Source organism: Salinivibrio costicola subsp. alcaliphilus (assembly GCF_001996185.1).
In the GTDB taxonomy this organism is placed as follows: domain Bacteria; phylum Pseudomonadota; class Gammaproteobacteria; order Enterobacterales; family Vibrionaceae; genus Salinivibrio; species Salinivibrio costicola.
In genome coordinates this window covers 1-21,572 of record NZ_MUFR01000035.1, presented here as the reverse complement: position 1 = coordinate 21,572, position 21,572 = coordinate 1, and the positions used below count along the sequence as shown (strand labels likewise).

The following is a 21,572-nucleotide window of genomic DNA, read 5'->3' as shown; positions in this document are numbered from 1 at the left end:
TGATGATTAAGAGAAAAATCTAAATGTAAATCTTCAATTCAATCTGGGTACGCTCCCTAATGGCAACGAAGTCATCCCAATGCTCAAGGAGTAAATCGACGAGCTTGGGTTCAAAATGTTTGCCGCGTTGCGCGAATAACTCATGACGGATATCGTCATCTGTCCACGCTTCTTTGTAAGACCGTTTAGACCCTAGCGCATCAAATACATCGGCCAAAGCTGAAATGCGCCCGCTAATCGGGATTGCCTCTGCGGCTAGCTGGTTAGGATAGCCACTGCCGTCCCACTTTTCATGATGTGTGGCTGCTATTTCCTTGGCTTCTAAGATTAATCGCCGCTTTGAATGGCTCAGTATTTCTACGCCATATTCAACGTGTTTTTTCATGATGTCCCACTCCTCTGCATTGAGCTTACCGGGTTTATGTAAAATCGCGTCAGGAATGGCGACTTTACCCACATCATGCAGCGGTGAGCTATGTTTCATCAGCATCGTTTTTTGTTCATCCAGCCCATACAGCTCGCCCAGTTTTTCACAAAATAAAGACACACGTTGTACATGAGCGCCGGTTTCTTTACTCCGCGCTTCAACGGCATTGGCAAGGTTGTACACCAGCTCTTTGGAGGTTTCGCGAAGATCCACCATGAGGCTGAGGTTCTCAAAGGTTAAACCAATGTTCTGCATATATATTTTGAGTAAATGCTGATCTAATTCCGAAAGAGTTTTCGCGTGGTTGACGTACAACAGAAATTCGACATCCTCATCATCACGATGGAATAGAACAAACCCATCATCAAACTGAATACTCGTCCGAGTTTCGAGGGCTTGTTTGCATCGCGCTGATACAATAGGAGGCAGTTTTTCAAACGCGCACTCGGTATAGCAGTCCACATATTCACCGGTCGCGGCTAGGGTTAACGCTCTTGTTTCTTCGGCGCCAGGGCGTGGTTGTACCACGCAATAAAAGGCAGAATCGTGAATATAAAGCAGAGAGGTAAGCTGTTCTAACACCGCAGTGGCGTAATGTTGAAGATTAGTGGTGTTCTGTACATTGGCTGATGCCTCAATCACGCGCTTAAGGCCTTGCTTTTGTTCTTCTATCGTACATAGATCGCGGTACGAGCGGAGCATCGAGTAGAGTAAGGTTTTCAACTTTTGTGTCGTCAGCTCGGTTTTTTCTTTGTAGTCATCAATGTCATAGTCACGAATCACGCTATCTTCTGGCGCCTGACCTGCTTGACCTGTGCGTAGCACTAGCCGAATAACATGATCGTTCATCTCGTCACGGATATAGCGCACCAGGTCAAGTCCAGCGTGTTCGGTTTCCATCACCACATCGACAAGCGCTAAGGCAATGTCCTGCTCTCGCTGTAAAATCTCTTTTGCTTCCTGACCTGATAAGGCAGAAAGCAGCTCTAGCGGGCGTCCTTGAAAAGTGAACCCTGTCAGCGCTAGCCGTGTCACTTCATGCATCAGATCATCGTCATCAATCAGTAGTATACGCCATGGCGTTGCCGCCGACGCTGTATTTGTGTCAGTAGACTTGGGCGCTGCGCCGTCACGTTGATCTGCAAACAAGTCCATTCAATTCGCCCCTATTAGCGTTTATCTCAATTAGTTAAAGCCTAGTGTAGGTCATTAAAAGTTGCGAGGTGAGAATGAGGATTTGGATGTTGAACGTAATATTCAACTCTTTAGCTTGTTACATTTATCTGATCTGGCGCAGGCAACCCGCTACCATGCCTGTTAAGCTGTGAGTGCGATACAATAACAGTGACCGTAAGCTTAGGTTTGTTGCAGTATGTGGTCTGTTTTATAGCCAGTTAACAACAGACTGAGTAACCCTTTCACAAAAATGTTGTGATGGACCTATCAGTTGTTTGGCGCCCATTTTGCCGGGCGTCAGGAACACTGTTTTACTGAAATTATTATTAACACATTATGACGGACTAACAAGGCAGTTATGTTTAAAAAACTTTCCCTCAAGCACAAGCTGGCGGTCTCTGCCGGGCTTGCCATTATTATCGGTGGCTTTCTGGTCGAGGCGCTTTCTTTTAGAGCCTCTTTGTCGCGACTCGATACAGAAGTGGCGCAACGACTAGAGAGTACAACAGCGTCGTATAATCAGTATGTGTCGGATTGGGTGGCATCCAAAGAGCGAGCCATGACATCACTGACCCGCGAAGCGGATCCAGACAACATGGTTACTCACCTCAAACAGGTTCGCGATTCGGGCGGATTTGATAATGTCTTTCTCGCGTATCCGGACGGTAGCCAAGATAATGCCAATGGGGTGGTGTTGCCGCCGGGTAATGACGACCCTAGAAAATGGGGCTGGTACACCAATGCCAAGGCTTCGCCGTCTAATGTGTTTATGGATAATCCAACGGTAGCTGCAGCAACGGGGGCGAATGTTGTCTCATTGGGTAAAGCATTGCAGTTTAATGGGCAAACCTTGGTGTTGGGCGCAGATGTAGAGATTGGCGATATCATCGAGGGCTTGGAGAAAGTTATTTTGCCTGGTAGTGGTTATATGTTTATTGCCAACCAGGATGGCAATATCTTTACTCATGCGAACACCGATCTGCTTAATCAATCCATCAGTGAACTAGGGTTATCGTTTAATACGATAAAATCGGCGATGAATTCCGGTGGGAGTGTCACCGCTGAGGTAGGCGGCGCTGAAAGTGTCGTTTACGCAAAAGCGATCAAAGATACCGACTTGATCACGGTGACCGTCATTAATTACGACTCCTTAGTGGCACCACTGTTTGATGCAGTGTGGGGACAAATTGCGGTCACTATTGCGGTTGTTATTGCATGTACGCTGTTATTTAACTTACTGGTTAATATACTGTTTAGGCCGTTAACCAATGTTTCCAACGCGTTGGAACAAATTGCTCATGGTAGCGGTGATCTTACGCAACGGATTGAGGTAGAAAGCGACGATGAAGTGGGGCAGTTGGCAAAAAACTTCAACACTTTCGTTGGCAGTATGCATCAGCTCATCAGCCATATTCGTGAACAAGCGCAGCAGTTGACCTCGCAATCAGATAGCAGTACGGAACGCGCTCACCGTAACGTAGATGATATTAATCAACAGCAACAAGAAGTCACTATGGTAGCCACGGCGGTTACTGAACTGGCCTCCGCCACGCAAGAGATTGCTTCTCACGCGGAGCACACGGCCAGTACAGCGCAAGCGTCGACGGAGAGTACCGATAACGGGCGTGCGGTGGTTGAAAATACCAAAACATCGATCACACGCTTATCGGATGAACTCAAGCAGGCGAGCACCATCGTTGCCGAGTTGGACAAACACTCGCAAGAGATTTCAACCGTATTATCGACCATTCAAGGTATTGCCGAGCAAACCAATCTGTTGGCATTGAATGCGGCGATCGAGGCGGCACGTGCGGGTGAACAAGGTCGCGGTTTTGCGGTGGTAGCCGACGAAGTTCGTATCTTATCGCAACGTACACACGCGTCCACAGAAGAAATTAAATCAACGATCGAGACCTTGCAAACCACAACTGCTAGCGCTGTGTCGACCATGGAAAGCAGTTCATCCCTGGCGGGCGATTCGGTTGCTGATGTTGATAAAGCTACTGCGGCGCTGAGTGAAATTGATGCGGCGGTAAATCAGATAAGTGATATGGCGACGCAAATTGCCACGGCAGCGGAAGAGCAGACTCATGTCACGAGTGAAATCACACAGAATATTACCTCAATCAAGGATGTGTCTGAGCACTTAGTACACAGCGCTAACGATACCTCACAAGAGGCGGATAATCTGCGTCATCAAGCCACCAAACTGAACGACAAAGTCTCGACCTACAAGCTGTAGGTTCGATGATTTATTGGTGTTAAGCTAATCACGTAGGCCAGCGTTCACCTTGGTACCAACATGGTGAACGCTTTTTTTTGAAAAAAATGCAAAAAACAGGGAACTTCTGAGACAGTAGTCAGTCACAAAGGGTACTGAAGCAATTAAAAAAGGTTTTATGTTAACCCTACTGCGACATTTTCGTACATCTTTTATCTTCTTTCTACTCGGCATCGGTTGCCTGCTCGCTTTCAACCTTTCCACACCACAAATAGCTGCAAACAGTTCGATACAAGAGCTATTCGCCTTCATTCCTCTTGCATGGTTGTTTTTAGGCATGAGTGCTGTCACTTTCTTCTTGAATATGGTGCAGACGATGCTGGGGATTAAACGCCAACACATTGACTGTTAATGCCATCGATTATTAATACCAAGGTCCAGAGGAAGCAAATGATACAGCGTAATGGCCGAGAGCTGGATATTGATATTGGTAATAAGCATTTTGCGATTCAGCGTCGTTATGAAGCCTTTGGTGCATTTAACGACCTGTTGATTGCGATCTGGTTTTTGATTGGAAGCTTCTTTTTTCTCAATGATGCATTGATAGAAAGCGGCACCTGGCTCTTTATCGTCGGGAGTGCGCAGCTTCTGCTCAAGCCGAGTATCAAATTAACAGGATTGGTGCACGTCTCACGCGTGCAGCAACGTGTTCAAAAGCAACGTGTTCAAAATAACTGATGTTCATATGTGAATCACAGATATATTGAAGATGATAAAAAAGGCGGGTAAATGCTCCCGCCTTTTGTTTTTCTATGCGTTAGCCGAACACCTGTAGCTGAAGGGCAACAAAGAAGCCAATCGATATCCCGACGACTAATAACGTTGATAAACGGGTGCACGCTAAGCCAATGGCAACCATCGCGCCTAGCAAATAAGGGTTGGTAGTAGAGATAGCCAGTTTATCTTCGGGAAAGAAGACAATCGGCACCCACAGCGCGGTCAATACCGCCGGTGCTGAGTAGGTAAGCAGCCGTTGCAATCGAGGACCGATGCGCACAGGTACACTGCGTGCAAGCAGAAGGTAGCGCACGGAGAAGGTGATCAACGCCATGGCAACGATCATTAACCAGTAGTTCATGATGTCATCCTCCTAGCGGGTAGCGATTCAGCGAGCAACCCCGACGCCATGCCAATTCCGGTTGCCATAATCAGCGCATGAGGGATCTGGTAATAGGTGAGTAGCAACATGCTTAAACCGCTCGCTAAGGCGCACAGTAAAACGGGCCGTGTTTTTATACTGGGTACCGTGAGCGCGATGAATGTTGCCGCAATGGCAAAGTCGAGCCCAATGGCCTCCAATGCTTTAAGTTGTGACCCCGCCAAAATGCCCGCTAAGGTGGCAAGATTCCAACCGATGTAAAACGCCGCGCCGGTATAAAGGGCATAATGTTTAGAAAACCTGTCGTGCTTGCGAGTGTGTGCGGTTGAAAGTGCATACATTTCGTCAGTTAATAAGAAGCCAAGGCCGAGGCGCCACTTGAGAGGCAAAGGGGTAATGTACTGACGAAAGTGTGCGCCATATAACAGGTGGCGTGCGCTGATCACCAAAGTAGAGCCCAACACGGCGGGTAGGCCAGCCGCACTGCCGACCATCATGGTGCCGGACAACTGCACTGCACCCGCGAAAACGAGTAATGACATCGCCTGTGTTTGCAAGGCACTAAAGCCCATTTGCAGCCCTAATGAACCACATAAAATTCCCCACGGGAGAACGGCGAGGCAAAGCGGACTAACATCGCCTAATGCGCGCCATAGCGATGCTTTGGGAGCATGCACCTCTTGTGCAGCGTTATGCATAGGTCACCTTCTTGTTGTGTTTTTCGTCTAGTCTAACCGATCCAGTGATAATGATGGTTAGGTTTTTTGGCGACGAGCCCCTCTTTTTGCAATTGAGTAAAAAGATTATCGACAGTGTCTTGGCTTAGCGCATACTCAGTGCTTACCGCTTTTTTACTACAGCGTATCGTTTTGGCAGCAAGTGCGGTTTTTATATCGGTGTAGGGGAACCCAAGCGTCTCATCGTTAGGCGTTTCAGGCAAGGAGGTTGCCTGGCCTGAGGTCGTCTGGGTCTCGCTCGATGTTGCAGGTGTAGTCGCGTTTAAAGGATCGCTGTGTGGGTGATGGTACCAGTGGCGAAAGCGTTGTTCCTCACCGATGACGCCAACAAAAAAAGCCGCGAATAAATCTAATAATACGGAAAGAAATATCACCAGCCAAGATTGGGCCTGATCCGTGCTCACCCCTAAGGTATTGGCGAGATTACTGATGAGTCCTAAAACGGAGCCTTGAGCCACCGCCGGTAAACTGTCACGCGTTAATGCCAGTTGTTGTTGTTCTTTGCGCAACTGGGTGTTTTCCCGTTGCAGCCGTGCAACACCCGTCGCAATTCTATCTAGCTCAATATACCGTTCAGCGGCCTCGTTATTCAGTGCAATTTGCTGCTCAATTGCTTCAATTTGGCGGTCATAAGCCGCGACCTTGGCTTGGCCTTGTTGCTGCTCACTCTGTGCTGCATTCGTGGCACTGTTAATGCCGCCGATGCTACCGCCAATCGAGATTAGAGCCAAAATGAGATAAAAACCGAGTGCCGAGGCGGCGCCAGTATAGTTACTGTGGGCACGACGTTCGCCAAACTCATACCAAGCATAAAACTTACCTGCTTCAAAAATGACAGCAAGCGCGCCAAACAACCACTGCATTAACGGGTTGTCATCAAGCGAGAGAAATAAAAGGAGCGAGAAAATCGTTGAGGCCACAATCGCGGCACTGGTAAAGCTGTAAACACTCACTATCGAAAAGCGGCCCTTTGGGAAACGATAGGTATCTCGAGGGAAAGGCCCGGCAACTGGATTCATGCTGTCTTTTTATCCTGACGAAATGAAGAAGTCGCAAAGCCTAGCGCAGATCGTGGCGTTTGTGTGTTAGTCAGGTGTGAAAATTCGAATGAACGCCTGATTCCTCACCAACCTGCGTTAAAAGGCATCGTCAGTGAGAAAAAGACATCGTCAGTTTGGTGAACCAAGGTGTGATTTGCCCTGTTACTGTCAGGATACCGGATATCTAAGTATAAAAGTGGCGGGATCAATTTTTTACCGGTTTACGCTTTACGAAACGCGAGTGTCTGTCACTATCAATGGCATAGTGGCAAATGTGATAAAGAGCTGATCGTTGTCAGCAAATGATTGAGTGAATGGGCAGCGATATTCAACAAAGAGGAGAGAAGGTTTGGAGCAACGGATCTTAGCATGCGTCGATGGCCCGCATTATTCAAAGCCAGTGGCAGCATTGAGCATTTGGGCGGCAAGCCGTCTGTCTGTACCCTTAACACTACTCCATGTGCTGGATAAATCGTCTCGCCAGCCGGAGCCTGAACTATCCGGTAACTTAGCTGCAGGCAGTCGAGAGCAACTATTACAAGAATTGGTTGAGCTAGATGGTCAGCGCGCTAAGCTCGAAATGAAGCATGGGAAAGTGCTACTTTCTGAGCTGGCAGACGACGCCAAAGCGAAGGGGTTGAATGATGTTAGCACCTTGCAACGTCATGGCAACCTGGTTGAAACCTTGCTTGAGCTGGAAGCGCAAACGCGTGTCTTGGTGCTGGGAAAATCTGGTGAAGTACATCAAAGTGATGCTAGAGCCATCGGTTCACAACTTGAAAGTGTCGTGCGTTCAATTAAGGCACACACGCTGATTGCTAATGGTGAGTTCTCGACACCTGACAGTTATTTGCTCGCATTTGACGGCAGTGACATCAGCGAAAAGCTGGTGGAGAAGGCGCTCGTCACCCCATTATTAGCGGGAATGACTTGTCACTTAGTGATGGTAGAAGATTCGCAAGAGAAATTGGCTGCTTTTAAACGGGCGGCTGAGCGATTGCAAGCGGCAGGCGTCAATGTTGTGCAAGCGCAACTCACGGGTGAAGTACACCGAGCAATCTTAGATTATCAAGCGTCAAATCAAGTGGATATGATTGTGATGGGGGCGTACGGGCATTCAAAACTACGTCAGTTCTTTGTCGGAAGTAACACCACCAAGCTGCTGATTGAATCGACGGTACCCATGTTATTGATTCGCTGAGGGCTGGGCAGAAGCGAGCCTTCGTCACTGACAGAAAAATAAAAACCCGCATCAAAGCGGGTTTTTTTGATCTTGGCTGTATCGCTATCAGTACTTAAAGCGTGTCGTAAACATAAACTGATCGCCATACCACTCGTTAACTCGGTATGCCGCGCCTAACGAGAACAGTTCGGTTGCGTGGAATCGACCGTAAGCAGAGCCAAACGTATCTTCTTCATCATCCACGGTGAGTAGACCGATTTCACCGCCCACTTCAACTTGTGGCCCCAACCATTGGCGAATACCAAGATTGATTTCTAAACCCACATCGCTGTTGAAGTTCTCTTTATTGACGCCGCGCGCAAGCAATTCACCGGTCAAGTCTGCCCAGTTATTGATCGGTGCATGAAAACCAATCCCTGCAGCGGTATCCCAATCCGAATCAAACTCGGTATCTGCTTCAACACGAATGTGCGCATTAGGGTGAATAGACATGCTAAATCCTGCACCATAGGTGAGGGGGCTAACACCGACACGTCCTTCCAAGTAATCGTAACTAAAATTACTCATGGTGGTGAGGTTGGCGTCTTCTTCATTGGCCACGGCGCTGAAAGAAGCCAACGCGACAATCGCGCTAGCTAAAAGAGATTTACGCATTATCAATTCCACTTGTTATTGGTGTTGAAATCATTCTATAAGACGATTGCGCGCTGAAACAAGCACATCCGCCCGTCATTTAGGCTTTTTTACGCATTTCTGACCCAATGCGCGGTTATGGCAATAAATTGGGACTATTCGCCGTCCATATTCCATTTGTTGCGGTTAATCGCCTCCACGACACGCGGGGTATCGAGTACGCTAGCCCAAGGGAACAAATTGGGTTCGTGAGCAACCACATAGCTGGTTAACTGATCGGTCACCACGCTCACTAAGGTGTCTTTCTGCCACGGTTTTGCGAGATAATAGTGCAAACTGGCATGATTCACCGCGGATACTGTATCTTCCAGCCCTGCTTGACCCGTGAGTAAGACCTTGCGTGCCGAAGCGGTTTGAGGCTGATTAGCTAGCTCAATGAGAAAATCGACGCCTAATTCATCTGGCATAATGTGATCACACAAGATAAGTGCCAGTTGTGTTCCTTCCGTGGCCATATCGCGAATCACATCGCGTGCCTCGGAAACGGACTCGGCGGCTTCGACCTCAAAGTGATCGGTAAAACCTTGCAAATCGTCTATCACGCTATCGAGGACATCGCGTTCATCATCCACACATAAAATTAAATATTGGCTCATGTTTGTGGCTCCTTATTGGCAGAGGCGGGGAGTGCTATGGGCAAGGTGACTGTCATCGTGGTGCCGTTCCCGAGTTGGGAGCGGACCTGAATATCGCCCCCTTGCTGATGAACAATGGTTTGACACATGGTCAGGCCAATACCCAAACCAAAATGCCCCTCGCGCTTGGTGGTGTAGTTTAACGCGAACATTTTTTCTTGCTGTTCTTGCGTCATTCCTATCCCCGTATCCGTCACCGATACTTGAATCATGCCAGATGCTTGGTCGTTAAGGGTTTTAACTGTCACGGTAAGTGTGCCCGGCTCTGGCATCGCATCCAGTGCGTTGGCAATAAGGTTGGTCCAAACCTGTGCCAAAGCTGATGGCTGAGTGATAATGTCAGGCACCCAGTCATAGTACTTTTCTAATTGGTGCGGTTTGAGTCGGTGTTCGAATAACGTCAGGGTGTCATCAATGCTTTCAATAATATGAGTACGCTGGCGCTGTTCGCTGTCTTGGCGCGCATAGGTGCGTAAGCTTTTGACGAGATCGGCGATCCGACCTGCACATACATGATTAGAGCGTAATAGGCGACCACAACGGGCGTATTGCTTCCAAGTCGCCAATTCAGTGTCAAAATGTGATCCCAAACGTTGTTGCCAGTTGGTCACCGTATCTTGTTGATACAGGCCAATATTCACCAGGTCTCGTGCCGTGCGTTTATTCCCGGTCATTTCACTTAACGTACGTGTATGTGTTCGCGCGGTGGCGGTTGATAGCGGGGTGCTGTCGCGGTTGTTTTGCAAAAGGGTAAGGGCTTGTTCGCGGCTGGCAGCATCAAGGGGCGTTTTTGCGACGTGCTCTAAAGCGTCGGCAAGTGCGTCGCTATTACGTAAAATCGCGGAAACAGGGTTATTGAGTTCATGTGCGACACCGGCGACCAGCTGGCCCAGGAGCGCCATTTTTTCTTTTTCTAACAACTGGCGATTGGCCTCATCCAGCGAAGCGAGTGTTTGCTGTAGCTGGATTTCGGTATCAATGCTGCGCTTTAAGCGTTGGTTAAAATGCAATAGTAGGTATTGAATAAACAGGGGTAACAGCTCTGAGCGGCTGGTCATTATTTTGCTAAATAGCGTATGGTCGATTTTGATCACTCGGGTGCGAGTGAGTGTGCGCCCAGTCGAGAAAGAGACCTCGCCAGTGACAAACGACATGCTACCAATCAAACTGCCGGCAGAGAGGGTAGAGACATGGTGCACTTGCCCTTTATCGTCGGTTTTATAGAGCCCAACGTCGCCTTCGGCAATAAACCATAAAAATGCGTTATCTTGGTTTTCTTTCGTGAGTACATGGTTGGCGCTGTAGGTTCGGCAGGCACGGCTTTCGTCATTGCCGTCAAAAAAGGCATAAAGGCCAGCAATCACTCGGTCGGCAATGTCTGCTTTATTGCTTTCGGCTGGCGCGAGCAATTGTGACTGAAATTGGTTTATCTCACGTTCGACTTGCGCATCCAGTAAGGTGCGATGATCCAGCACTTCGCTATAACGCAATAAATCGTGTTGGCAATGCCGCAAGACATAGGTTGTGAGTTCTTTCTCTGCAACCCGCTGTAATTCATCTGCTCGCCACGGCTTGTGCATGCAATAATTTAACCGACCCTCATTGACTGCCTGCAAAATGACATCGTACTGCGGCGCTTCGCTGAGCAAAATAGTACGCGCCCCTTTACTGGCGGCATGGTTGTCAACGTTGACTAATAAATCAATGCCATCATTGTTCCCAGGCGCGTTATGACAAATCAATAACGCCACCTGTTGCTCGTTCGCTTTCAAATCATGTAACAACGCATAGGCATCATCAGGGGTGTCAGTACTGCATAGATCAAAGACATCGCGAAACGGCGCGAGGTCGTGAGAGAGCTTTTCCACCGCGAGAGGGTCTTGGTCAATGCACAATATCACATAAGGGTTCATACACTCTGCCGATTTGTCGCGAATTCGCTTTGATTATAGGCATTTATTCGCTTCAATGATGCGAAATAGTCGACATTCATGAACATATCCTGCTAAACCTCGCAACTTGAATGCGCGCGCCCATCGTGATCCTGTATGGCGCTTAATACATCGGCAGTCAGCTGGCTAAATCAGCGACTACAATATGAACGTCGGCATGATGCGTGTGTTTATCGTGACCTATTCGATGGATAGACAAATGATGCTTGCTGACTGACTTAAACCTGTATCCCAATCTATTAGTATATTATCGTCAGCGTCCATTTTTGGTTACACTAATGGTTTTCGTGTCCTTGGAGCAAAAAAGACATGTTTTTAGGAAAGTATGGCGCCATTGCCGGCGGCCTTGCGGTGGTTGCGTGTTGGCCATTTGCAACGGGTCAAATTGCACATTCAATGTATGAGCGTGAAGTGGATCAACGCACAACCGCAGATTTTACGCTCGAGGAACAGACCTATGAGCGAGGCTACTTAAGCTCACAAGCGGTTACGCGTGTCCAGTTTAAGGGCGAGAGTAAAGCGTTATTGGAGCAGTCAGGGTTACCGGTTGCCTACGAGATCACATCAGAGATATCTCACGGTATATTGGGGGTCTCGTCGAGCAATACCTTGGTAATGACCCCAGAGCTACAACAAATTACTCAAAAGATATGGCCAGGTAATCCGACACCGGTTCGCTTAGATCTTGATACGCTACTGACCGGCGCCTCTGACTATCATCTGACGGTGGCGCCTTTCTCGCTTTCGGAGTCAAACAGCAATCTAACCGCAAGTGAACTAAGTGTTAAAGGCGAGATTGACCGCAAAGGACGCGGTAAAGCAACCTTCTCACTGCCAGCTCTCGCCTTTAATGATGATAATGGCCAGCAGTTGAAAGTTGATACCATCACAGGGAGCGGCCAAGGTTATCTGCAAGAGGGATTATGGATTGGTAATCAGTCGCTCTCTATTGAGCAAGCGCAGCTAGATAACGGCAATGGTCAATCGGTCCAGCTTGCTCAGGTTGAGCTTGAAATTGGCAATGAGCTGGTTGAATCGGCGTCAGCGCGGTCGCTGAATAATACCAATCAACTCACAGTTGGTGAGATAACGTTGCCAGATCAAACCCGTTGGCGCAACTTGGTGGTAGCGTTAGATGCTAACCACCTTGATTATACGGCTATGTCTCAGATCGCATTGCTATCGTCACAGTGGCAAGAGGGCCAGGCGCCGGGAAGTGCGTCTGCGATGGAACAAGCCGTTGTGGATTTGTTGCAGTCGGGGTTATCGGTTAATTTGTCGCCGGCAAGCCTGACGCTTCCAGAAGGGGACGTTAGCGTTGATATGCGCCTTGAGCTAAGCGGTGGCGACGCCACGGGTGAGTTTGGCCTGAATCAGCTGGTGAGTCAGTTGTCTGGCAATCTGGATGTGGCGGTACCAAACGTGTTGCTTTCACGGTCGCCATGGCGAGAAAAAGTCAGTAACTTATCCAGTGCAGGGTTTGTCACGCAGTCGGAAAAAACAACCACGCTTACCGCCCGGATTGAAGGTAATCAAGTGGTTGGATCGAGCGGCAATACGGTACCTTTAATGCAGTTTGTTATGTACCTGCTGTAGCCAACGGCTGTTATCGTTAACGTGCAATAGCTTGATGTGTTGACAGCTTGACGTGTCAACAGCTGGACGTGCCAATAACGCATTACGTGCGCGTCATGGCTTCCAAGTGGTAACGGGGATTGAATTTGCCGTTACCTTTGTTCTCTTAACCGCAAGAATTTAGAATGATACAGTCTTTGCCTCAGCTTAAGGCCAAAAAATATAGAACCGTAAGAGAAGACATCGTCATTGGTCTGCGAGCCGTGGCATTCATGAAACACGGAACGACCACCCAGGTACAAATTAAAACCCCGGTGGGGCAAACATATCGCTCTGACTGTACCTTTATCGGTTTTGATGGCGAAAAACGGTTGTTCTTTTCTCTGCCCACGGAAAACCTCAATCAGGTTAATCAATTTTTTATTGAAGGTTATCGCCTCGCCGTGGATGCGGTTTCTGATGAGGGTGAGGGCGCGAAAGTACGGTTTGCATCCAAAATTTCCACCGTACTCAAAGCGCCCGTTAATTTGGTGGTGGTTGAGTTACCACAGCAAGCCAAATTGATTCAACAGCGCAAAGATAATCGTTATGAATTAAATGTGAAAGGTGAAGTTCCTCTAGGTAGTCGTCGTTTGTCGGTCAATCTTACCGATATTTCTGCAGGTGGCTGTGGGTTTAGTTTTGATGCTATAGCGCCCGTTTTTGAAAAGCACCATCAAATCGCGATACAAATCCAAGCGCCCGATAGCGACGATTGCTTTGTATTAAGCGGGCAAGTGGAAAACCGTCAGCAAAAATGGGGAATGCAACGCTACGGCGTATCGTTTGACCGCGGTGGCCTTAAACACTGTGAAGCCTTGATTAAACGACTTGTTTACGATGGCTCGCACTACATCTTTAATCCTCATACTGAAGACGCTAAGTGACAACGTCACATACATTGATCGTTTCTATTGACGATTAGACCTGACTAGCTGTTTGACGTAGCTGAAGTGACATAGACCACTTTGGTACAAATGCCATTCTGGTGAAAAAACTGAAGCCAGCGGCTTTGATGAGGCTGCAACACATCTCCTGGGCCTTTCACTTCCACCCATTGATAAGCATCGCCTCGACACATAAACAAATCGGGGTGACCGCGTCGATTATGGCGTCGATCGAACAAAATACGCTTAAAACACGCGCTGAGCTGCGTGTCGCTGAGGGCGTGTAAGGCGGCGTCAAGCAGCGGCCATTCAACCACAGACCAGTTGACCCAATCATTACTGAGCCCCTGTTTTTGTTGATAGTGTCGTGCTATCCAATCGCGTGCTTGATCAATGTTCGCTAAGCGCGTATGAATTTGGGGCTGTCTTTTGGTGACAAAGTCGTCGCTATACAGGTCGCGCGGGCCACGTTGAAATGGATTCACAAAGGCGCCACTGATGGGTAAAAACAGAATGTCCCAAAAAAAGAGTCCGAACAGCGCATTCAGCAAACTGTTTTCGCTATACCATACTTGCCAGCCTTGGCATCGATAATACGCCGCAACGTCCCATTCCACCCGATGTGCAAGGGGGAGTGTCAATGTCTCACTATCCACAATGGCAGGATTGACTGAGTTTGTCGGCACCAAACGGGCATGCTCTCGGAGGGGCTTTTGTTTGGCGATACGACAGGCGACGTCATATTCCTCTTCATCGTGAGGCGCGTCGAGCATGGCCGCAATGATGCGTGATGCGTCATCAATATAACCTTGTTTAATCAACATGCGAGCTTGTCGCTCCCGGCTTGGCGGCTGCGTGGTGGTTTGGTAAAGCAATGTGGCACAAGGGAAGTCATCGTGGCGCTCAAACTCACGTGCAATACGATTAACTAACCGTTGCCGTTTGCGCTCAAGTGGCGGCCACTCAAACGGCTGAGGAAGGCGTGATTGTAGCGCAAGAATCGATGCTGGGCGCTTGGCTTTTTTTGCTTGCCAGACCGTGTCGGTAAGCGCAGACAAGTGCAGCCAATCATCAATGTGTTGGCGGTGTTGAAATAAACGCTCAGACTGACTAACAGGATACGATTCAAATTGCTGAATACCGAGCTCGGCGATGACAAATTGGCTCAAATCTTGGCGTGAATTACCAAAATACAATAACAATAAGACGGGGAGTAGGTCTGGTTGGTGGCAGACGACTAGCGCGTAGGGACTGGTGAGCGGATCGTCATAGGTGTCAGTGATCGCTGTTTGCCACTTTGTCTTACTCGCACTTTTCGCTAAGGCCACTGCTGGAAACGCATCGATCAGTTGCGCCTTACTCAGTAGGTTAAATAAGACGTCAGCGGGGGCAGTATCGGTGATGCTGACAAATCCGTTATCGGCCAAGTTGTGGAGCAGTGGCCTGGTGTCTCCGAGCTCGGGATAGGTCAGTTTGTCGGCTAAGAAGTAATCATGGCGGCGCATCAATAAACGGACCAGCAAACATTGAGCTTTGAAGCTAAGCTGTTGAAAGCAGGTAAGCCAAGCCCGTTCTTTGCCTGTGAGCAGATCCCAGTCACGTTCAGACACTAAACCGATCAAGCTTTGAAAGTTATGATGGTAATAATAGGGACTGAGAGGGTCTGGCTGTGTCATTCTTTTTCCTTATCTTTTATCAGGACAGGTGCATTCAGGAGCCGCCGAATGAAACGGAGTATCGCTGTACTATTGTCAGTATTTAGCTGGTGGGTGTCGAGTTATGCCTTAGCACAAGGTGACGATACGTTTTCAAAGGAGCAAGGGATCGCAGGGGTCGCCTGTGTGATTACCGATCCTGCTGGGCGACTACTGTTGATAAAAGATAGAGTCACCGGGCGATATGGTTTACCCGGTGGACGAGTGAATTTGGCTGAATCACCGACCCGAGCCCTGGCGCGTGAAGTGTTTGAAGAAACGGCTCTTCGCGTCAATGTGGGGAAGGTCGCTCACAAAGATAAACGTGGGGTATTGTTTGCTTGCCAAAGCCAAACGCCGCTACCGGTTGTCTCGAACGCCAATGGCACAGGCGTGTTGCCGGTTTGGCAGGCGCTGCACTTTGGATCTGAAATCGATAAAGCCTTGTTAATACCGCCTGCACAGGCAGGCGACTATCGCTATCGATTTAAAGATCGCGGTGAGTTGCTATGGTCTCTGGCGGCAAAAACGCCTAGCAGTGATGTCGCTGCTTTAGCGGATTTTAGTGCCCTAGCGCCTGCCTTTTACGTAAGTCAGTATGGCCTCGTCTCTGGCCTACAAACGGTGGTCGCGCACTTGGGCGATGTCGCGAGCGCGATGACTAAATACTTATTCAGACTGATCAACATCTTAGGAGAAATTGCATTTTACGTTGCCTTGGTACCACTATTTCTTATTTTTCGTGGCCATAAATCGGCGCTGTCGCTGCTTTTTCTTTTGATCAGTGCGGCGACTGTCTCTATCACGTTAAAAACAGGATTTGCGATGCCAAGACCGTTTTACCTATGGCCTGACTTGCAAATCGGTAAGGCAAGTGGCTTTACGGTGCCAAGCGGTCACACCTTATTAGCGGCAGCCGTTGTCACCGCCTGGTACCTAAAGCGTCGTGATACGCATGGACAGGCATATGGGTCGTTAGTGCTTGCTTTGGCGGTGATGATTTTGATGGGGCTCAACCGCATGTATTTGGGCGTTCACTTTGCTAGTGATGTGGTGATTGGCGCCTTAGTGGGAAGCAGCCTAGCCTGGATAACCGTGAAAATAGATGCAGTGACCATAGGGAAAGATCGGCCGCTACTGACCACCGGCCGGCTGTGGCTATTGGTCTGTGTGTTGTTAGCATTATTGGCGTTAGCATTAAAGTTACCCGATCTGCTCTACTTAGCCGCATTAAGCGCTGGGATATATACCGGTCAGGTCTGGCACAAGCTTTTCCCCAGTCATAAACCGGCTGCGAGCATGATGGGAAAACTATTGACCTTGGCCTGGATTTTCTTGGGGGTCGCTGGGCTGCTTCTGGCCGCTTGGGGCGTGGTGCAGGTGACGGGAATGAGTTGGATTGTATTGATCGTTGTATCCATGGCAGCGTGGAGTTTAGGGCCTTGGGTTTTGATTGCGAGCCCAGAGCTTGCGAGATGGTCAAGCACTCGGCTCGGTTGGCAGGAATGGTGATAAGGGTTTAAGGATTGACTCGCGAAGGATTTACCCTGTGATCGCTTTGGCTGTGCCAAGAGTTAAGGTAAAGTAGGCGCATAACTAAAATTGCACCAGGCATGGTGATACTCGCACAGGAACCGCAATGATACCGGCAATACACCCACAGGCGGGCTTGTCGTCCGCCGTCGTTGATTTTCTTACCGCTTTGCAAGACGCGGGTTTTCAGGGCGATATCGAATCGACCTACGCAAGCCGTCTGGCGGTAGCGACGGATAACAGTGTGTACCAAGCACTGCCTCAAGCCGTTCTTTTCCCATCGTCGGTTGATGATCTGCGCATCATTGGTGAGACCGTTCAAGCCCCACCTTTCAGTGACATTAAGTTTTCGCCACGCGGCGGCGGCACAGGAACAAATGGTCAGTCACTGACCCAACATGTGGTGGTGGATATCTCCCGTCATATGAACCAGGTTTTAGAGGTCAACCCTGAACAAGGGTGGGTGCGTGTTCAAGCCGGGGTGATCAAAGATCAGCTCAATGATGTGTTGCGTCCGTATGGCTACTTTTTCTCGCCGGATTTATCGACCAGTAATCGCGCCACGATCGGTGGGATGATCAATACCGATGCATCGGGGCAGGGGTCGTTACGTTACGGCAAAACATCGGATCATGTGCTGGGCTTAAAAGCTGTATTGATTGATGGCAGTGTGTTGGAGACCCAACCGCTTAAGCCGGAGCCGCTCAAGCAAGCGATGGCGCGAGGTGATTTAGCCGGACGTGCTCTGGAAACCGTGTCGTCCGTATGTCGCGAACATCGTGATCTGATCACTGACACCTTTCCGCCACTCAACCGATTTTTGACTGGGTATGATCTTAAACATGTTTACGATCAAACCGTAACGGAGTTCGATATTGGCCGTGTGCTCTGTGGCGCCGAGGGGTCTTTAGCCTTCATCGCCGAAGCCAAGCTCAATATTACGCCCATTCCAAGTGTACGCACCTTGGTAAATATTAAATATGACAGCTTCGATTCAGCGTTGCGTAATGCGCCCATGATGGTAGAAGCTAAGGCGCTTTCAGTTGAAACCATTGATGCTAAAGTCCTTGATTTAGCGCGTAATGATATTGTGTGGCATACCGTCAGTGATCTGCTGGAGGATGTGCCGGGTAAGGTCATGCACGGCATTAATATGGTCGAGTTTGCTGGCAATGATGCCGACGACATTGAGGCACAAATTACGACCCTGTGTGAGCAACTCGATCGCTTGATAGCGAAACAGCAAAAAGGCGTGATTGGTTATCAGATCTGCCGTGATCTGGCGTCGATTAATAAAATCTATGCCATGCGCAAAAAATCGGTTGGATTACTGGGCGCGACGAAAGGCAAGGCCAAACCTGTAGCCTTCACCGAAGACACCTGTGTGCCACCAGAAAACTTGGCGGACTTTATCAGTGAGTTCCGCGCATTACTCGATAGCCATCATCTGCACTATGGCATGTTTGGCCATGTTGATGCAGGGGTATTGCATGTGCGCCCCGCGCTTGACTTGTGCGATCCCGAACAAGAGCGGGTGATGAAAACCATTTCTGATCAGGTCGTAGCACTGGTGGCGAAATACGGCGGATTGATGTGGGGCGAACATGGTAAAGGCTATCGCTCTGAGTACGGTCCTGCCTTTTTTGGTGAGACTCTGTTCAGGCAATTGCGTCGGGTAAAAGCGGCCTTTGATCCGCAAAACCGGATGAATCCTGGAAAGATTTGTACCCCGATTCACAGCGACGATGCTTTGGTGCAGGTCGATGATACCAAGCGTGGTTTTTATGACCGCCAGATCCCGGTTGAGGTTAGAGATAGCTTTAAAGGCGCGATGGAATGCAATGGCAACGGGTTGTGCTTTAACTATGATACGTCGTCACCCATGTGTCCGTCGATGAAAGTCAGTTATGACCGTCGGCACTCACCTAAAGGCCGGGCAGGGATTGTGCGCGAGTGGTTACGTTTGCTCGCGGAGCAGGGTGTTGATCCGTTGGATGTCGAGCAAGCACTCATGACGCAATCTCCCTCAGTCCGTGAAATGATGGCGAAATTCGGGCGTTACTTTACCCGCCAAAAAGAGGCGGATGACTTTAGCCATGAGGTCATGGAAGCGATGAGTGGCTGCCTGGCGTGTAAAGCGTGCGCCAGTCAGTGTCCGATTAAAGTCGATGTCCCCAGCTTTCGTTCCCGGTTTATGCAGTTGTACTACAGCCGTTATCCGCGTCCGATCAAAGATCATCTGGTCGCAAATATTGAAAGCTTGCTGCCATTAATGGCTAAAGCGCCTAGGGTAGTCAATGCCGCAACCCAACCCCAGTGGGCACAAGGGTTAACAGCCAAACTCATTGGTTACACCGATACACCCGCTTTATCGGTGCCGACATTGGCCCAGGCATTGGCAGGCGATCATGCCCTCAAATTTGATCTCGAGTGGCTACAAGCCTTGTCCACGCAAGAGCGTGAAAACTATGTGTTGGTCGTGCAAGACCCGTTTACCAGTTTTTATGAAGCGCCACTGATTCACGACTTGATCAAGTTGGTCCGTCGACTGGGAAAAGTGCCGATGCTGATTCCCTTTAAGCCCAACGGTAAAGCACAACACGTAAAAGGTTTTCTACGACGTTTTGCCCAAACCGCGCGTAATACCGCTGGCTTTTTAAATCAGCTAGCGGCGCTGAATATTCCGATGGTGGGTGTCGATCCTGCTTTAGTGCTGTGTTACCGCGATGAATATCAAGAGGCGCTGGGCCGTTATCGTGGTGATTTTAACGTCCTACTGAGCCATGAGTGGTTAACGAATGTGGTGCCTAGCCTACCAGCAAAGGCTGAGCATACGTCCGAGCCTTGGTACTTATTTGGTCATTGCACAGAAAAAACGCAGTTACCTCATGCAGAGCAACAGTGGGTTGATTTATTCGCCTATTTTGGCGCAGAGCTTAAACCCGTCTCTGTAGGATGCTGTGGTATGGCGGGTACCTATGGCCATGAAGCCGATAAGCGCGATACATCAGAAGCCATCTATGATTTAAGTTGGTCACCTAAACTGGCTGACTTACCCAAAGAGCGGGTTGTCGCAACTGGGTATTCGTGCCGTAGCCAAGTGAAGCGATTTAGTGAGACACCGCTGTTGCATCCACTGCAGGTATTATTGCGACTTGCGCATACGCGCACTGATCTTGCGCGCTCTGGCAACGTATAGATTAAAGGATTGCACCTGTGGTTATTTCGCGTACAGTAAAATAAAGAGCTAAAAGCTAAGGCAAACAAATGCTTAAAACAGTTGTTATTATCTTGCTAGTTTTACTCGGTATTACCGCTGCGCAATACTTGGAAGAGAGCACGCAGAAAAAAATTGCTTGGGTCATTGGGGCCATTGCATGCGTGCTGGCATTGGGCGTCATCGTTATGGAGCTTATCCGTTAGCCAAGGCCGTAATCACCATCGCTTATATTGGCCTAACGCCGACACGTTATCGTAAACGCCCCATTGTTGGGGCGTTTTGCTTTCTATTTTCTGTTCTTTGTCTTTTGTCCTTGAGCCTTGAGCCGTATAGTGACGTTTGACTACAAATCTTAAGTCCGTTTATCTCGACGCTTAGCGTTGGAACCCGCTTGTTTATGTGTCTTCGGTTTGTGCCTGTTAGGCTGGCGGATATCGGGCTGCTTTGGATGCTTAGTGGCAAAGCGCTGAGTGCCGTGACGCCCTGAGCGACGCTGGCGACCTGTTGTCGCTACGCTATCTTCTGTGGGGACTAAGCATTTCGGGCCGTTACCAATTAAATGTTTTTTACCCATCGAGACCAACGCCTCACGGATCAGTGGCCAGTTCGCCGGATCGTGATAACGCAATAAGGCTTTATGTAAGCGACGTTGGCGCTCTCCTTTGGCGACGGTCAGTGCTTCGCGTTTTTTATAACGTACCTTTTTGAGTGGATTGGTCTCTGAGTGATACATCGCTGTGGCGTTACACATTGGCGATGGGTAAAAGTTTTGCACTTGGTCGCACTCAAAGTCATTCTCTTTCAACCAGCACGCCAGATGCACCATATCCTCGTCGGTACAGCCAGGATGAGCGGCAATAAAGTAGGGAATTAAATACTGCTTTTTCCCCGCTTCTTTACTGTATTTCTCAAACAAGGCTTTAAATCGATCGTACGCCCCCATGCCAGGCTTCATCATCAGATCGAGGGTGTTTTTCTCAGTGTGCTCGGGCGCGATTTTGAGGTATCCACCGACATGATGCGTGACCAGCTCTTTGACATATTCTGGAGATTCGATCGCGAGGTCGTAACGCACGCCTGATGCGATCAGCACCTTCTTAATCCCTTCGACTTGACGGGCTTTACGATAGAGATCGATGGTATGACGGTGATCGGTATTAAGCTTGTCACAAATTTTTGGGAAAACGCAGGACGGGCGACGACAGTTTCGCTCAGCTTTCGGATCGGCACAGCCTAAGCGATACATGTTGGCTGTCGGTCCACCTAAATCTGAAATGGTACCTGTAAAGCCGGGCACTTTATCGGTAAGCGGTTAATAAACCGGTGAACGCCTACTCGACATCACTGAGATCCACACACCATGGCATCAGATCTGACATATCATCCGATGGCGACCGTTTG

Annotated in this window: 17 protein-coding genes and 1 pseudogene; 9 read left to right on the top strand and 9 right to left on the bottom strand. The window is 49.0% G+C overall.

Annotated features, from left to right (window positions below; all coding sequences use genetic code 11):
- Positions 1–19: 19 nt before the first annotated feature.
- Complete coding sequence (locus BZJ21_RS11920; protein ID WP_077669884.1) at positions 20–1,582, bottom strand: DUF3369 domain-containing protein; 1,563 nt, start codon at positions 1,580–1,582, stop codon at positions 20–22.
- Between the two features lie 379 nt (positions 1,583–1,961).
- Between BZJ21_RS11920 and BZJ21_RS11915 the strand changes: the two genes are divergently transcribed.
- The 3 genes from BZJ21_RS11915 to BZJ21_RS11905 all read left to right on the top strand — a co-directional run bounded on the left by BZJ21_RS11915 (position 1,962) and on the right by BZJ21_RS11905 (position 4,562).
- Complete coding sequence (locus BZJ21_RS11915; protein ID WP_077669883.1) at positions 1,962–3,845, top strand: methyl-accepting chemotaxis protein; 1,884 nt, start codon at positions 1,962–1,964, stop codon at positions 3,843–3,845.
- A 157-nt stretch (positions 3,846–4,002) separates the two neighbouring features.
- Complete coding sequence (locus BZJ21_RS16875) at positions 4,003–4,236, top strand: DUF3955 domain-containing protein (RefSeq protein WP_021022767.1); 234 nt, start codon at positions 4,003–4,005, stop codon at positions 4,234–4,236.
- Between the two features lie 38 nt (positions 4,237–4,274).
- Positions 4,275–4,562, top strand: coding sequence for a YrhK family protein (locus tag BZJ21_RS11905; RefSeq protein WP_077660201.1), 288 nt, complete (start codon positions 4,275–4,277; stop codon positions 4,560–4,562).
- 79 nt (positions 4,563–4,641) lie between these two features.
- On the opposite strand, the gene BZJ21_RS11900 is transcribed toward BZJ21_RS11905, so the two are convergent.
- From BZJ21_RS11900 to BZJ21_RS11890, 3 genes are read right to left on the bottom strand one after another with little or no spacing between them, the layout of a single operon-like run.
- On the bottom strand, positions 4,642–4,962 hold the full coding sequence (locus BZJ21_RS11900) for an AzlD domain-containing protein (RefSeq protein WP_021022769.1): 321 nt from the start codon (positions 4,960–4,962) through the stop codon (positions 4,642–4,644).
- Complete coding sequence (locus BZJ21_RS11895; protein ID WP_077669882.1) at positions 4,959–5,681, bottom strand: AzlC family ABC transporter permease; 723 nt, start codon at positions 5,679–5,681, stop codon at positions 4,959–4,961. The genes BZJ21_RS11900 and BZJ21_RS11895 overlap by 4 nt, the downstream gene beginning before the upstream one ends.
- A gap of 32 nt (positions 5,682–5,713) precedes the next feature.
- A complete protein-coding gene (locus BZJ21_RS11890; RefSeq protein ID WP_077669881.1) occupies positions 5,714–6,739 on the bottom strand; it encodes a Preprotein translocase subunit SecY in 1,026 nt (341 codons plus the stop codon).
- 370 nt (positions 6,740–7,109) lie between these two features.
- Between BZJ21_RS11890 and BZJ21_RS11885 the strand changes: the two genes are divergently transcribed.
- Entirely contained in the window at positions 7,110–7,961 is an 852-nt protein-coding gene (locus BZJ21_RS11885) for a universal stress protein (protein WP_077576532.1), read from the top strand.
- Between the two features lie 87 nt (positions 7,962–8,048).
- Here BZJ21_RS11885 and BZJ21_RS11880 read toward each other — a convergent pair whose 3' ends face one another.
- The 3 genes from BZJ21_RS11880 to BZJ21_RS11870 form a co-directional block, all read right to left on the bottom strand.
- Positions 8,049–8,597, bottom strand: a complete 549-nt coding sequence (locus tag BZJ21_RS11880) for a hypothetical protein (protein ID WP_021022772.1) — start codon at positions 8,595–8,597, stop codon at positions 8,049–8,051.
- 134 nt (positions 8,598–8,731) lie between these two features.
- On the bottom strand, positions 8,732–9,232 hold the full coding sequence (locus tag BZJ21_RS11875; protein ID WP_021022773.1) for a response regulator: 501 nt from the start codon (positions 9,230–9,232) through the stop codon (positions 8,732–8,734).
- The gene (locus tag BZJ21_RS11870) at positions 9,229–11,172 is read right to left on the bottom strand and encodes an ATP-binding protein (RefSeq protein WP_158075531.1); all 1,944 of its coding nucleotides are present in this window, start codon (positions 11,170–11,172) and stop codon (positions 9,229–9,231) included. The genes BZJ21_RS11875 and BZJ21_RS11870 overlap by 4 nt, the downstream gene beginning before the upstream one ends.
- A 360-nt stretch (positions 11,173–11,532) precedes the next feature.
- Here BZJ21_RS11870 and BZJ21_RS11865 point away from each other — a divergent pair, with 360 nt between their 5' ends.
- Both BZJ21_RS11865 and BZJ21_RS11860 read left to right on the top strand, forming a co-directional pair.
- On the top strand, positions 11,533–12,819 hold the full coding sequence (locus tag BZJ21_RS11865) for a DUF945 family protein (RefSeq protein WP_077669879.1): 1,287 nt from the start codon (positions 11,533–11,535) through the stop codon (positions 12,817–12,819).
- A 164-nt stretch (positions 12,820–12,983) separates the two neighbouring features.
- The gene (locus BZJ21_RS11860) at positions 12,984–13,724 is read left to right on the top strand and encodes a flagellar brake protein (protein ID WP_077669878.1); all 741 of its coding nucleotides are present in this window, start codon (positions 12,984–12,986) and stop codon (positions 13,722–13,724) included.
- 44 nt (positions 13,725–13,768) lie between these two features.
- Here BZJ21_RS11860 and BZJ21_RS11855 read toward each other — a convergent pair whose 3' ends face one another.
- Positions 13,769–15,400 carry a VRR-NUC domain-containing protein gene (locus tag BZJ21_RS11855; RefSeq protein ID WP_077669877.1) on the bottom strand — a complete coding sequence of 544 codons (1,632 nt, stop codon included), beginning with the start codon at positions 15,398–15,400 and terminating at the stop codon, positions 13,769–13,771.
- A 48-nt stretch (positions 15,401–15,448) separates the two neighbouring features.
- Between BZJ21_RS11855 and BZJ21_RS16270 the strand changes: the two genes are divergently transcribed.
- The 3 genes from BZJ21_RS16270 (at position 15,449) to BZJ21_RS16320 (ending at position 20,374) form a co-directional block, all read left to right on the top strand.
- A complete protein-coding gene (locus BZJ21_RS16270) occupies positions 15,449–16,930 on the top strand; it encodes a bifunctional NUDIX hydrolase/phosphatase PAP2 family protein (RefSeq protein ID WP_158075530.1) in 1,482 nt (493 codons plus the stop codon).
- Between the two features lie 127 nt (positions 16,931–17,057).
- Entirely contained in the window at positions 17,058–20,150 is a 3,093-nt protein-coding gene (gene ydiJ, locus BZJ21_RS11840; RefSeq protein ID WP_077669876.1) for a D-2-hydroxyglutarate dehydrogenase YdiJ, read from the top strand.
- A gap of 68 nt (positions 20,151–20,218) precedes the next feature.
- Positions 20,219–20,374, top strand: a complete 156-nt coding sequence (locus BZJ21_RS16320) for a hypothetical protein (protein ID WP_021022780.1) — start codon at positions 20,219–20,221, stop codon at positions 20,372–20,374.
- A 149-nt stretch (positions 20,375–20,523) separates the two neighbouring features.
- Here the strand turns inward: BZJ21_RS16320 and BZJ21_RS11835 are convergent.
- Positions 20,524–21,480: pseudogene (locus tag BZJ21_RS11835) on the bottom strand (DUF3362 domain-containing protein); the annotation flags it as partial.
- Positions 21,481–21,572 lie beyond the last annotated feature (92 nt).

Coding starts and splice junctions, on each gene's coding strand:
- BZJ21_RS11920 (WP_077669884.1), bottom strand. CDS start 1,582: ATGGACTTGTTTGCAGATCAACGTGACGGCGCAGCGCCCAAGTCTACT.
- BZJ21_RS11915 (WP_077669883.1), top strand. CDS start 1,962: ATGTTTAAAAAACTTTCCCTCAAGCACAAGCTGGCGGTCTCTGCCGGG.
- BZJ21_RS16875 (WP_021022767.1), top strand. CDS start 4,003: ATGTTAACCCTACTGCGACATTTTCGTACATCTTTTATCTTCTTTCTA.
- BZJ21_RS11905 (WP_077660201.1), top strand. CDS start 4,275: ATGATACAGCGTAATGGCCGAGAGCTGGATATTGATATTGGTAATAAG.
- BZJ21_RS11900 (WP_021022769.1), bottom strand. CDS start 4,962: ATGAACTACTGGTTAATGATCGTTGCCATGGCGTTGATCACCTTCTCC.
- BZJ21_RS11895 (WP_077669882.1), bottom strand. CDS start 5,681: ATGCATAACGCTGCACAAGAGGTGCATGCTCCCAAAGCATCGCTATGG.
- BZJ21_RS11890 (WP_077669881.1), bottom strand. CDS start 6,739: ATGAATCCAGTTGCCGGGCCTTTCCCTCGAGATACCTATCGTTTCCCA.
- BZJ21_RS11880 (WP_021022772.1), bottom strand. CDS start 8,597: ATGCGTAAATCTCTTTTAGCTAGCGCGATTGTCGCGTTGGCTTCTTTC.
- BZJ21_RS11875 (WP_021022773.1), bottom strand. CDS start 9,232: ATGAGCCAATATTTAATTTTATGTGTGGATGATGAACGCGATGTCCTC.
- BZJ21_RS11865 (WP_077669879.1), top strand. CDS start 11,533: ATGTTTTTAGGAAAGTATGGCGCCATTGCCGGCGGCCTTGCGGTGGTT.
- BZJ21_RS11860 (WP_077669878.1), top strand. CDS start 12,984: ATGATACAGTCTTTGCCTCAGCTTAAGGCCAAAAAATATAGAACCGTA.
- BZJ21_RS11855 (WP_077669877.1), bottom strand. CDS start 15,400: ATGACACAGCCAGACCCTCTCAGTCCCTATTATTACCATCATAACTTT.
- BZJ21_RS16270 (WP_158075530.1), top strand. CDS start 15,449: ATGAAACGGAGTATCGCTGTACTATTGTCAGTATTTAGCTGGTGGGTG.
- ydiJ (WP_077669876.1), top strand. CDS start 17,058: ATGATACCGGCAATACACCCACAGGCGGGCTTGTCGTCCGCCGTCGTT.
- BZJ21_RS16320 (WP_021022780.1), top strand. CDS start 20,219: ATGCTTAAAACAGTTGTTATTATCTTGCTAGTTTTACTCGGTATTACC.